The sequence below is a fragment of the Rossellomorea pakistanensis genome (genome assembly GCF_016908495.1).
GTDB classification, from domain to species: Bacteria; Bacillota; Bacilli; order Bacillales; family Bacillaceae_B; genus Rossellomorea; species Rossellomorea pakistanensis.
Genome location: NZ_JAFBDZ010000001.1, coordinates 167,479 through 180,281, shown reverse-complemented (window position 1 = coordinate 180,281; position 12,803 = coordinate 167,479). Strand labels below are relative to the sequence as shown.

At 38.3% G+C, this 12,803-nt stretch carries 9 protein-coding genes and 1 pseudogene; all 10 read right to left on the bottom strand.

Annotation, left to right across the window (positions count from 1 at the left end; genetic code table 11):
* Positions 1–130 precede the first annotated feature (130 nt).
* The 10 genes and pseudogenes from argH to JOC86_RS00860 all read right to left on the bottom strand — a co-directional run bounded on the left by argH (position 131) and on the right by JOC86_RS00860 (position 12,703).
* Positions 131–1,639: an argininosuccinate lyase gene (gene argH, locus JOC86_RS00905; protein ID WP_239587328.1), complete on the bottom strand. Its 1,509-nt coding sequence runs from the start codon at positions 1,637–1,639 to the stop codon at positions 131–133.
* 12 nt (positions 1,640–1,651) lie between these two features.
* Positions 1,652–3,337 (bottom strand): ABC transporter permease, encoded by a 1,686-nt coding sequence (locus tag JOC86_RS00900; protein WP_205167905.1) that lies wholly within the window; start codon positions 3,335–3,337, stop codon positions 1,652–1,654.
* Between the two features lies 1 nt (position 3,338).
* Positions 3,339–4,445: an ABC transporter ATP-binding protein gene (locus JOC86_RS00895; RefSeq protein ID WP_205167904.1), complete on the bottom strand. Its 1,107-nt coding sequence runs from the start codon at positions 4,443–4,445 to the stop codon at positions 3,339–3,341.
* 6 nt (positions 4,446–4,451) lie between these two features.
* A complete protein-coding gene (locus JOC86_RS00890) occupies positions 4,452–5,525 on the bottom strand; it encodes an extracellular solute-binding protein (protein WP_239587327.1) in 1,074 nt (357 codons plus the stop codon).
* Positions 5,526–5,552: 27 nt separating this feature from the next.
* Positions 5,553–8,054 carry a PIG-L family deacetylase gene (locus JOC86_RS00885; protein WP_205167903.1) on the bottom strand — a complete coding sequence of 834 codons (2,502 nt, stop codon included), beginning with the start codon at positions 8,052–8,054 and terminating at the stop codon, positions 5,553–5,555.
* A gap of 13 nt (positions 8,055–8,067) precedes the next feature.
* On the bottom strand, positions 8,068–9,267 hold the full coding sequence (locus JOC86_RS00880) for an ROK family transcriptional regulator (protein WP_205167902.1): 1,200 nt from the start codon (positions 9,265–9,267) through the stop codon (positions 8,068–8,070).
* A 367-nt stretch (positions 9,268–9,634) separates the two neighbouring features.
* Positions 9,635–10,449: pseudogene (locus JOC86_RS00875) on the bottom strand (lipid II flippase Amj family protein).
* A gap of 353 nt (positions 10,450–10,802) precedes the next feature.
* Complete coding sequence (locus JOC86_RS00870; RefSeq protein WP_205167901.1) at positions 10,803–11,636, bottom strand: aminoglycoside 6-adenylyltransferase; 834 nt, start codon at positions 11,634–11,636, stop codon at positions 10,803–10,805.
* A gap of 48 nt (positions 11,637–11,684) precedes the next feature.
* Positions 11,685–12,050: a nuclear transport factor 2 family protein gene (locus tag JOC86_RS00865; RefSeq protein WP_205167900.1), complete on the bottom strand. Its 366-nt coding sequence runs from the start codon at positions 12,048–12,050 to the stop codon at positions 11,685–11,687.
* A 29-nt stretch (positions 12,051–12,079) separates the two neighbouring features.
* A complete protein-coding gene (locus tag JOC86_RS00860) occupies positions 12,080–12,703 on the bottom strand; it encodes a GNAT family N-acetyltransferase (RefSeq protein WP_205167899.1) in 624 nt (207 codons plus the stop codon).
* Positions 12,704–12,803 lie beyond the last annotated feature (100 nt).

Genomic DNA, 12,803 nt, shown 5'->3' with positions numbered 1-12,803 from the left:
GGCTGTCCCTAAAAGTGGTCCGGAACCACTATGAACGTTTAAAAAAAGAAGTTGTATGGAGGGTTTCTTCTATATATTGACGTTGTGGTTCCTGGTATCTTGATTTTGGAACAGCCTCTATAAAGTTTAATTAACTATGCAGCTTTATTCTCATTAGCTTCTCATTTCTCTTTAATAATTCACTTGTAATCTCTTGGTACCGCTTTATATGTGAGTTCAATTCTACTTTTCGAGTAGCAATCATCCTTTTAACCTCTAGAGGATTGGGCCCTCCTCTTATCGACCTTCTCCTTACAAACATTTCTGGGCAAATAATAGCCTGCCATTGTTTCTCCGTTAGTTTAGCAGCATCGGTTCCCGTTTGTTCTATAATAATAGTGTTGATTTCATCTACTTTCCAATCACTAAGAATTTTTTTCTCTGCCATTGTTTGGTTTGCAACTAAACTAGCGATTTTATGTGCTGTACGGAATGGAACTTGATGGTGGCGAGCTAGTTCGTCTGCCAGCTCCGTAATCGTGATACAAGATTCATAAGTTCTTTGTTTCGCTTTATCTTTATCGACGATCATGGTTGTTATGACAGCACGCATTAGTTTGAATACACGAGAAGATTTTTCAAATCCTCGATATAGATGTGGCTGAAGATCGTCTTCCGTATCAACAATATCTCCATAAGGGGTGTTATGAATCATTTGGACAACGGATAACGCTTCACCAACAGCACTACTGGCCAATGAACGTGAATGCTCGATGGATACGGGATTTCTCTTTTGTGGCATAATACTGCTTATTTGAACGTAAGGGTCTGCTACTTGTAAAATTCCGAATTCAGTGGTGGCAAACTTAAGAAAGTCTTGTACCCATCTTCCTGTATTCGTCATAGCTGTTATAATCACAGTGGCTGAATCTAGTAAATAGTCTCCACCTCCGATTGCATCATAGGAATTCTCCATTATTCCATCGAATCCAAGTAATTCACATACTCGTTCTCGATTAATCGGAAAACCTGTTGTGGTAATGGCCGCTGCCCCCATCGGTGAGCGATTAACGGTTTCAAAGGCATTCCAAAACCTAACAATGTCTCGTTCTACTACATCATAAATGGCCGTTAAATAATGTCCTAGAGTTGTTGGCTGTGCCGGTTGTGTGTGAGTATGCGCCGTTAGGATTGTATCGAGGTGAACCTCTGCTTGTTCTAAAAGAACACTTCCTAATAAAGCCATTTGATGAATGCCATCAAGAAGAAGGTCCCTCAATACGAGTCTATACATAGCTTCACCCATATCATTTCGACTTCTTGCAATATGCATTTTACCTGCTAAGTCAGATCCTACTTCTTCACCAATTTTGAACTCCATCATGAAAAATAAGTCTTCAAACTCCGGGGAATACTCAATCGTTTTATGATCTATTTCTGCCACCTTATTTACTCCAGTTAAAATGGTTTTGGCTTCTTGTTTCGTCAGGATCCCCTGTTCAGCTAGCATGACAACATGTGCTCGATGGATACGAAACATAACGTCAAATAGATGGTTTTTTTGATCGTTAAACAAAGGTTTCAACAATGTCTCGACATAGGTTTTTCCAGGGAATGCTGTTCCTTCTTCCTTCATGAACTGCTCTTTTGAATTCAACATTCACCCTCCTCTCTATAAAGATCGTTCGGTTTTAACACCGAGGAATTTGTTTGAAATAAACAATACAATGGCAATCAGTCCAATTTGAATCATTCCATATGCTGCCGCTTGACCAAGATTAAACATTCGCAATTGATTCATGATCTCAATCGAAATCGGACGATTTTCTAATGTATAAAGTAAAACCGATGTCGGAAACTCTCCAACGGCTTGAACGAAGGCCAAAAGAGTTCCTGCTAACAATCCTGGCATAATAGCAGGAAGAATCACTCTTCGAAACGTATAAAACCATCTCGCCCCGAGATTTCTAGCCGCTTCCTCTACAGAGTCATCCAATTGCTCCAACGATGCGTTTGTTGAACGAACAACAAGTGGAATATGTCTGACAAAGTAGGCAAGCGGGAGAATCCAGAATGAACCGACTAATATTTTTCCAAATGTAAAGGGGGTCGGCTCGTTAAATGCAAATATCAAATTCATTCCCACTACTGTTGCAGGTAATGCCCACGGAATCATGACGATAATATCCAGAAAGTTTTTACCGACAAATTTTCTCTTTACTAGTACATACGATGCAAACATACCGAACACAAAGTTTCCTAATGTTGCTAACGTAGCAAGAATTAAACTATTGCGGACAGGATCCCATATAAATGGATCATTAAACAGTAATAAATAGTTTTCGAAATTAAAAACGGAAGGATATGTCTGCCATGTCCAAGTTCCATCAGGTACAAGTGATAATATTAAAATGGTCATATGCGGCAATAGCAATACAACAACACCGACAATCCCCATTGCTACCATGACCCATTTCAGAAACGGATTACTTACTTCACTACGGTGAGCACCAATTCCTTTCGATGCCATCCGATAATCCTTACGATTTTGAAACCATCTCATAAACAAAAGGAAGGATATCGAGACAACCGATAAAATAACGGATTGGGTTGCTGCCATAGGCAGGTCTCCGTTAATTTTTGAAAAATAAATTTGGAGACTTAAGACACGGTATCCTCCTGCAAGTAAAAATGGTGCACTGAAGGAAGCCATCGATACCATGAATACCAACAGAGAGGCTGCGACAAGAGCAGGTGTTAGTAATGGAAATGTGACTTTCCAAAATACCGCAAAGCGACTTGCACCAAGATTATAGGCGGCTTCTTCTAGTGAAGGGTCAATGCTATTGATCGTTGATGAAACCGTCATATAAAAATAAACATACATGGTATAGGCATGGACAAGGAGAATACCTGAAACCCCTCCAATTTTAAAAGGCACTTCATCCATCCCAAATAAATCTTTGATGATGTTTGGGACGAGTCCTGTCTCTCCGTATAAAAACATAAAAGCCATCACCCCAACGAGGGATGGCAGGACAATAGGCATGATGGCAACACTGGAAAAGAAGCTTCGCCCTGGAAAATCATATTTATTAAAAATAAAAGCAAGTGGAACTCCGATGAATGCGCTAAAGATGACTGTTAGAACCGATATATAAATGGAATTCCATAATGCTTCTAGATTCGACCTTGCCTCAGGGCTAAAGAATTCATGATAATTTTCAAAAGTAAAGCTTCCTTCTGAGTAAAAGCTTTCACTTAGTGTCCTTAAACTTGGGTAAAGAACATAGGCAATTAATACGAGACAAATGGGAATCAAAATATAAATTGTTTTTCTTACCTGCGGATTCCTCATCCTAATCCACTCCCAAAATACTCGGTACGATTCGCATCTGCTCCTTTGGTAAGCGTATCCAAATCGTTGTTCCATTTTCAATCCAACCGAGTTCCCCTTTGTTAAGTGCCAAGGCTTTAATCATCACCTTTTCATTGACTTGAATGTGTAAATTTACCGAGGTTCCAGTAAATTGCGCTAAGCTTACGGTCCCTTTTAAAACGTTTTCTTCGTGGAGTTCTGTTAGACTTAGTTCAACCCCTTCCGGTCTAATTAATAGCTTTAAGGGCGAGCTGGGTGGTAGTCCCTCTTCGATTTTTTCTGTGTAAAGGTAAAAGGTTTTATCTGGTATATCTAATAGTTTAACGGTACAGCTTTCCTGTTCTTTTCGGTTTATCAATTCACAGTTCAATAGATTAATTTCTCCTATGAAACTGGCAACAAAATCATTGACAGGTTGATTGTATATTTCCTTTGGACTGCCGATCTGATGACATACCCCGAAATTAAATACAGCGATGCGATCGCTCATGGTTAACGCCTCGACCTGGTCGTGAGTAACATAAATAGTGGTGATTCGATAATCTTTTTGCAGCCTTAATATTTCCGTTCTCATTTCATCTCTTAATCTTGCATCAAGATTGGAAAGTGGTTCATCTAACAATAGAATGTCAGGTTCAATCACAAGTGCTCGAGCTAAAGCCACCCGCTGCTGTTGTCCGCCGCTTAATTGGCTTACCTGCCTCTTCGAGTATTGCTCTAACCGAACTTTTTTTAATACATCATGAACCCTCATTTGGGTTTCGGATTTAGATAATTTTCGGACCTTTAAACCAAAAGCGACGTTTTCGAATACAGTCATATGAGGAAAAAGGGCATAGTTTTGAAACACCATTCCTGTATTACGTTTCTCTGGAGCTACTTTTGTCATATCCTTCTGGCTGAACTTCACTGTTCCTTCTGTAGGGTAATAAAATCCAGCGATCATTCTTAATGTCGTCGTCTTACCACAGCCACTAGGGCCAAGGAAGGTGAAGAATTCCCCTTCCTTGATGGAAAGATCCAGCTTTTTAACGGCCACTACCTCACCAAACGCTTTTTTAATGCCCTCTAATTCAACAGATGCCATTGTATACTACTCCTTGACTTCCTTTGATTTGTTCTTTATGTTTTCGTCCCAATACTTCATCCAATCCTCTTCGTTTTCTTGGAATACTTTCCAATCAACATCCATTTCTTTAATTTCCGTTTCAGCAATCCATTCCGGTAAATCGTCCACATCTGTTCTGGTTGGAATTCGATAATGCTCTTCAGCTAAAATCTTAGCGGCTTCTTTACTGTTAACAAATTCATAGAACGCTTCAGCTGCTTTCCGATGTGGAGCATCTTTCACGATCGCTATTCCTTCCGTTAGTACGGGGGTACCACTCTCTGGAATAATAAATTCGAACGGATAGCCCTTTTCTTCCTTCAGCATAACGGTGTCTGGCATATTCCAAACGGAAATCGACCCTTCACCTTTCGCCACCTTGTTATACATCATTTCAGGGTTCGCGCTATATTCCTTTGTATTTTGGTCAAGCTGTTTTAACCATTCATACCCTTTAGTAGGATCGTTCGGATCTTCGCGATAGATCATCGCAGAATAAATCGTTCTCATCGTCCCTGATGCAAGAGGATAGCGTATGATGATTTCATCCTTCCACTTTTCATCAAGAAGATCATCCCAATCCTTTGGTGCTTCCTCCTTAGAAACTTCTTTCGTATTGTATAAGATTACCTCTGGTGTCTGGCTTGTTCCAGTCCACATCCAATCTTCATCATGGTGTGAATCATTTAGAGATTCCGCATAAGAAGGCTTATATTCTGCTAATAATCCTTCGTCCTTTGCTTGATCAAACATGACAGATGGTGCTCCCCACCAGATATCTGCCTGTGCATTCTTCGCTTCAGATCGAACACGGTCAAGTACTTCCTGTGATCCCATATCCAGCCATTGCACATCCACATTGCTATGCTCTTTTTCAAACCTTTTCTCAAACTGTCCTAAAATATCTTTGCCATGCGGAGAATAAATGACTACTTTCTCCTCTAATTTCTCTTCAGTATTCTCATTGTCTTCTGTATTGTTGTTACTACTAGAGCTGTCCGCCATACAGCCCCCTAGAAAAAGGGCAGCACCCAAACCAATAGTCAATAATTTTTTCAAAACAACTTCCCCCTTTGTTTTATATAGTTACTGATTTTTCCCATGGCTGATTAAGTTTGTGAAGATCCGGTAGCCTCCTGGAACTTGAGCTTGAATTTGTCGATACCAAACAAGATTTGTGTATAGGTACGACCCTTCACCATAATCGGTCATTAAAATTCCCCCTTCAAATTGATCCCCATCAAGATCTGTCATGGTTAGGAATGTTTCATAGTTGTCATCCCACTGCATTGGATAGTATAAGCCTCGCTCTTGTACCCAACCTTTCCAATCCTGAGCAGTAATTTTATTTGGTTGATTCAATAACGGGTGATCTGGTTTTGTAATGTTATATTCAGATTCTTCGTCCGTCACCCTCCATTCAATGGATGGACTCCCAATCGTTAATGGGAATGGCGCCGTAGTATCAGGGTCCCAATTGTCTCCTGGTTTGTTATACTGGACGACGACATGACCACCATTATGAGCATATTCAAGTAGTTTTTGATTATTCTGAAGGAGGTCTTCTCGAGATAAGTAAGCCCTAATTCCCGTCACAATCGTGTCGTATTGTGACAGGTCTTCTGAAGCGACATCCGTAATTTTGGTTAGATCCATTCCTACCTCTAATAGTTGATCTGCTACTTTATCAAAACCCGATTCAATATAACCTACTTTAAGGTTGTCAGGGAATTGTAAGTCAAAAGCAACACCTTCAATGGCAGCAGATTTAAGGTAGTAAAAGGTTCCAATATGGTCATAGGAGATTTCTTGGACGGTAGTATTAAATTTTTCACCATTGATTGTTGCAACGGGAGTGATGGAAAACTTTTCATTGCTCATTACTTCAGGTGTTGTTATGGAAAAGGATACTTGTTTCTCCTTTTCCCCATTTTTAAAAGAAAGGGTTTGGGCTTTTACTGGATCCCAGCCTTCTGGAAGGTCTAAATTCACTTGGGTACTTATATCTGATCCCGTGTAATTTGTAGCCGTAATTGTTACCTTTTTTTCCTGTCTGGGTTGAGCCGTATTAACGACAAGCGATTCAACATCTGCTTTTAATCCAATTTCCGGAAGGACTGCTATCGTTTCTTCAGGAAAAGCTGTTATTGACGCTTCTTCCTTTCCGACTTTATAGGTCACCTTTGTTGCTAAGACCTCCTCCTCGTAAGGTTGATAATAATTAGCTTTATCAGAGACTGTTACGATGAAATGAGCAGTTGTTTTTTCACCCGTCTCTAATGTTTCTGTTTTCTTATTTCCTTTCACTTCCCAATCTTTTGGAACGAGTAGGGAGAGATCCAACTCTTTTAATGTTTCTTTCCCTTGATTTACAATTTCTATGGCAACACTTGTCTTCGTTCCTTGAGTTAGTACTGGTTTTTTTACATCTACCTTTACATTTATTTGAGATGCCACCATACTTACATTTTGAAGCTGTGTTTCTTTTACCTCTAATCGATGGAGAAGATCATTTTTGTCTACTTCTCGGAAGGAGAATTTATTTACTTTCTTTATCGTTTTGCGAACTTCTTTTAACGCTTCATGAGATTCTTTTAAGACCTCTTCATGTCGAGGGTAAGCATCTTTCACTTCTTCTAATTCTTTATGAAGCTTTTGAAGGCTGCCTTTAATACGGTTATCTCCTTTTTTCAGTGTTTTAGCATATTCGTTGAAATTATAGCTAATGCCTTCAAAAATAGAGGATTCCTTATCGGGAATATCACCCACTGAAGATTTTACAAGTTTTAAGTATTCTGTTTGCGGACCTGGTTCTATCTCTCTTCCCATTCCTTGGCTTTTATGAAGGTAACGTGATTCTTCACCGATTTGAGGGTATGTCTTCCCGTAAACAGGGTCATAATCACCGACTTCCACACCAATCGTGGCATTTTCTGCATTGGCTGGTAAATAAAGCTTCTTGATCTGCCATGTTTCCAGCCCTTCATCAAGTTGCTCTGGAAATACATTCGGGTCAGCTGCATCCTCAAAGGCTTTCAAACTTAATTGATTGATTGCACGATGATGGCCATGCTGACTTTCAACGTCTAAGAAGGATGGCATGACAATATCAGGCTGATATTCACGAATCAATCGGATAAAACGTTCATACGTAACTTCTTCTCCCCATTTTTCCAACGTTTCGGCTGGAGATTTTGAAAAGCCAAAGTCGTAAATTTCATCACTTGTTGTTTCGCTTAAATGAAAGACTTTTACTCCAGTTACTTTAGAAGCTTCGATCATTTCACGTGATCGGATGATTCCAAGACCGTTCCCCAGTTCACCACCAATTTCATTTTGTCCGCCTTCACCTCGGTTAGCGATAATACTAGCCGTATGAACTCCAAGACCCCTCGATAAATAAGCGAGCAAATGACTTCTTTCATCATCAGGGTGTGCACCTGTATTCATGAAACTCATTATCGTATCCAATGGTTTAACAGCGCTCCATAATTCTTTATCATGTTGTAGTTCTTCTTTGGCCATAGCTGGAGTGAATGAGGACCCAATCAGTAATAGAATGAATAAGAGCAAATGCCATTTTCTCATCTTCACAACCCCTTTACATTTTTAAAATACTTTCATGTTCATTCAATAGCAATGAAACCGCTCCTAGTACTCCCCCCCTATCACCTAGAGTAGCTAACTTAATATCTGCCTGAACAGGGGTCAAACTCTTTACGATTTCCTCTACCCTTGGCAAGAACCAATGTCCACTATTGGAAATTCCACCTCCTAAAAGGACCACCTCAGGATTTAGCAACGATATCGCATTTGAAAGTCCAATCCCGAGCTGTAGGATGACATCTTCAACACATGATAAGGCTAACTCATCTCCTTGCATTGCATCTTCAAAAATTTCCTTTACAGATGGAGGACTGTTTGCATAGGGATGTTCTTTATAGGGTTCTGCGATTTTCATCATCCGCTTAACAATACCTTGCCCACCTACCCGGCGATCTAAAAATCCATACCCTTTAAAACTGTCATTCGTTTCTAACATCGTTTGGCTATCTGTTACCATAAAACCTATTTCACCAGCAGCAAAGCTGTTTCCCCGATATAACTTCCCATCAATCATGATGCCACTGCCGACCCCTGTTCCAATCGAAACCAACAGAATAGTGTTCTTCCCTTTTGCTGCCCCAAGCCAGCTCTCCCCAAGAACAGCAACATTTACATCATTATCAAGATAGACGGGAAGCTTCAACTTCATTTCTGCTTCAGCTTTTAATGGATAGTTTATCCATCCCAAGCTCGGGGCATCAATGACTACTCCATTTTTCACATCCGTCATACCTGGTGCACCAATTCCAACACCTAGGATTTTTTCTGTGGGTACTCCAGTTTCTCTTAAAAGAGAAGCTAATGAATAGTCAATTTTGTCTAACAACCGTTCGTTTAAATGGATTTGCGTTGGAAACGTAGTTTCAGCTAAAATCATCCCACTTAAATCCGTTAGAACCATCATTGTATTCGTACCACCAATATCGACCCCTACAGCATAAGCTGCATGATGATTAAAATAGAGATAAACGGGCTTTCGACCACCTAATATAGAAGCTTCCTTACTCTGTTTCTCCATGATCCATCCTTCATTCAAAAGTTCCTCGACAAGATTAGAAACGGTTGGCTTACTAATAGAACACTGATCAGAAAGCTCTGCACGTGATACTGGTGCATTCTCACGAATATGCTTTAACAGCAATTTCATGTTTTGAACTTTTAATTCTCCTGGAGTTCCTCTTTTTGAAAATTCCATACCAAGCTCCTTACGTTAAGAAGTTAGTAAACTTTACTAACTAACTTAATGGCAAGGAATATTTTTCTCAATATTCTAAAAAGTATTCTGATCTATATTTAGGAAAAGAAAATCTATATTAGCTTCCTTTTTCTTTCATTTTCTTTTACTTACTCTCGATCTTTACTATTTAGGGATATTGATTTAGGTTATACTTTTTTACAAAATAAAAAAATGGCGAAACTTGTTCAAAACGAACAAATCTTACCATTTTAGTGACAGGATAGAATATTTTTATTGAGAAAATTGTCTAAACTTTAGAAAGAAGTACCTATTTATTTCGGGCACCTAAATTTATGACAAAATACATTAGTTCTTTATGAGGAAATTAAATCCACTTTGAAAACCAAGCGACATAATAGGCAGCTGGGATAAATAGTAGTTGTGCCACAACTGTTCCGACTAGCTTCGAGCTAATCATGGTCAAGGAATAGCTTTTCAAATAAATATATTTACTTTCATTCTTAACGACTCGGTCTGCTAAGACGGATGCCCTAGGGTCAATAAATAAGGTTAATAGGATCGTCGCGATTCCATTTATGATACCAGATGATAAAACTGCCGTCTGTGCATAAATCTCTGGCACTAACAAAGAGGCAAAAACTGAGGATAACACCCCTACAGTATAGATAGCTGTAATCATCACATTAGTAACAAAAAGACGCTTAGGAATGGTCTGTAATGTAATTCCGTTCAAATCGGAAAGTCGTGGCAATTTGATACAAGAAAAAAGCTTCATTAGGCCATTTAAATTACACCATTTTTTATTAAAGTAATAATAGAACCTTTTTCATTCGAAAGCTGAATTATGGCTCTCGAAAAAATTTGAATGAATGTTGGAAAAAGGAGAATTCCTAAGCATACTCCTATTGATGTGACAGCAATTAGAATTCGAAATTAATCCTCTAAAAAGGCTAATTGATTGGTTTCAGGTGCTTCTACAATTAGTTTGCCTGTAAGAGGCTGTTGAAACATGGTCGAAAATCTAGAAAGGATAACAAGAGTGCTAAATAACGATACGGCGGTTGCTATTAATTTCACTCTAGCTCCAGAAATTCTAGTAGAGTAGGCCAGGGTTTCAATCATGGTCACAATTAATAGCAAGATAGCAATGAATATTAAATTGCTTGTGAATAAATTCATTTTTGGGACGCCTTAGAAAATGATTTTACATTAAAAAGAATAATTTGGAAATGAAGTGTGAATTCTCCAATAAAATGTACAATCTTAGAAGAGATTACGGCAATAATGTGTTTATTAAGTTTAATTCCCCTCTAATTAAAGATGCTGAAGGAAAAAAATTTAGACGTAAAATGAATATTTTACCTAATAGAGGTAATAGTTGTTTCGATATAGTGAGTTCTAACAGTGTGTACGAAAAGCCAATTTTCAACTAATTGTGTTTTATTTTTAACTTGTGGGGTATTATTTTCAACTTCCAGGTGTTTATCGATTTCTCTACAAATATTGACCAAATCTGCATACTATGCAGGATATCACAATACTTTATTAATAATCTCCTCAACCCAGTCAGAATCCACTACCACTCCAAGCTTTTCACAAAGACTTTGATGAATTCTTTTAAACTCTGGTATCATCCTTTTAGTCATTTTCAATATTTCAAACCCATCCCTACTGCAGTCCCAGCTCTTTAGTAGAGTTAATTGACTAGAATTCAACAAACTTCTCTTACCTTCAATTTTTGCCCAATCCCCTAATCCATTTGGTTGGAATCCAGCATCCATATACCAGCCCGTTGTGATCAAAAGTCTCATGCTATCAAGGCATTTTAAGGCATAATAAATTTCATCTCTTTTAACTCTTCTATAAACCTCGTGAATATAGGCGAAAAATTTAGTACGCCAGAATTCCACTTCTTCAACGGTTGGAGTATATACTACATTCTTAGATTTCTTTTGAATTTCTGCCATTATTCCATTTCGGTCAAGAGCGATCTTACTATTTTGTAACCAAACGGAGGGGCGAAGATCCTCTTGTCTATAATAAAAACAATCTACTTTGATAAAACAGTCAAAATGGATAACAGTATAATTTGACTGTGGATTGTCTTCATAAAATAACACTCTACCCCAATTCGTTGCTCTCACCCTTTTATTTTTTCGATACTCTTCAAATGAATCTTCAGCTACAATGATTCGGAGGTCTATATCAGAATATAAATCTGGATTTTCATTTCCGATTGATCCTCCATAGAACACAGCTTCTATATTTTTATCATCAAGTAAATCATTTTCTATCACTTCTAGTATTCTTTCCCGGTCCTTTGGCAAAGCTAAATCTCTTTCCTTATGACGATCATCAAATCCCACACATTTTGATTACATCTCCTCTATAGTTAACTCCATTCGTTATAATCATTAAATCTTCCGATTGATTATTGTCCCTTGATGAAAAACCATCTGCCATCTTTCGTCTATTAGCTTCCAAATAGAACTCCTTAAAGTTTGCAGGTTCCTCGTTTTGTCTATTACTCGATAGGTGGCTAAGACTACATCAGGAGCTAGAGACTGAATGTCAAAACCTTGGAGTCTCATTTCTCTTACACTAAGTCCACCTTCGCCAAAACAATCCTTTTTCAACCATACATTCCCCGAACTTCCAAATTCAAAAAACTCGTCTGCTAGTATTTGATTCAGTTCTTCTGGCGATTTACGAATTTCAGGGGTTAACAATTGCTCCTCTAAATGAAGTAGATGTTTTTTTAACATAGTTCGATCTTCCATTTCAAATCTCCTTCTTAACCATTTCAGGTTTATTCAAGAATGACTTCTTCAAAAGTACCCGTCTCAATAAATTCTAGTTTCTTATAACAATTGATTGCCGGGACATTAGCTTCTTTGACATTTAATGTAATGGTTCGATAGGTAGGGTATAAATTTTGGATGAGTGCAGAAATGGTTTTGCTAGCTAAATTTTTCTTCCGATATAGAGGATGTGTTGCTACGTTCCCAATTGATACCACACTGTATCGTTCAGACTTAGCCACCAGCCCTGCAATGCTGATAAGGGAGTTATCGCGTTTAATTCCAAAGTAGCACCCTTGATTAATGTACTCTTCGTCTAAAAAATAATCAGGATGGACTTCCTTCAAGAATGATATGATTTCTTCTTTATCCTTCTTCCCAAATTTTTGTACATCGTCGATCTCAAAATCATGAATGGTGTCTATAGAAGAGATTTTCATATTTTTATAGGGAGTGACCTGAATACGATTAGTTTGATCAATTAGATCATTTGCCGAATCTCTATCCAAATGACAGTAAATTCTGTTAGGAAGGAAGGGTTGTAATTTTTTCACTAACTCTTTCTGATAGGAATGATTTCTCTGGTAGCTGCTAGCTAATAACACTGGAATGTCATACTTCAATATAAACATCGCAATGGCTTTTAATTCATTATTGATAGCCAGCCCAAACCACTGAGTACTCTCCCAAAAGCTTCCCTCTAAATTGTTGCAATGATAAAACTAATTATCT

Excerpts from the sequence above, each read along its gene's own strand:
- argH (WP_239587328.1), bottom strand. The coding sequence starts at position 1,639 with ATGTTGAATTCAAAAGAGCAGTTCATGAAGGAAGAAGGAACAGCATTC.
- JOC86_RS00900 (WP_205167905.1), bottom strand. The coding sequence starts at position 3,337 with ATGAGGAATCCGCAGGTAAGAAAAACAATTTATATTTTGATTCCCATT.
- JOC86_RS00895 (WP_205167904.1), bottom strand. The coding sequence starts at position 4,445 with ATGGCATCTGTTGAATTAGAGGGCATTAAAAAAGCGTTTGGTGAGGTA.
- JOC86_RS00885 (WP_205167903.1), bottom strand. The coding sequence starts at position 8,054 with ATGAGAAAATGGCATTTGCTCTTATTCATTCTATTACTGATTGGGTCC.
- JOC86_RS00880 (WP_205167902.1), bottom strand. The coding sequence starts at position 9,267 with ATGGAATTTTCAAAAAGAGGAACTCCAGGAGAATTAAAAGTTCAAAAC.
- JOC86_RS00865 (WP_205167900.1), bottom strand. The coding sequence starts at position 12,050 with ATGGAAGATCGAACTATGTTAAAAAAACATCTACTTCATTTAGAGGAG.
- JOC86_RS00860 (WP_205167899.1), bottom strand. The coding sequence starts at position 12,703 with ATGTTTATATTGAAGTATGACATTCCAGTGTTATTAGCTAGCAGCTAC.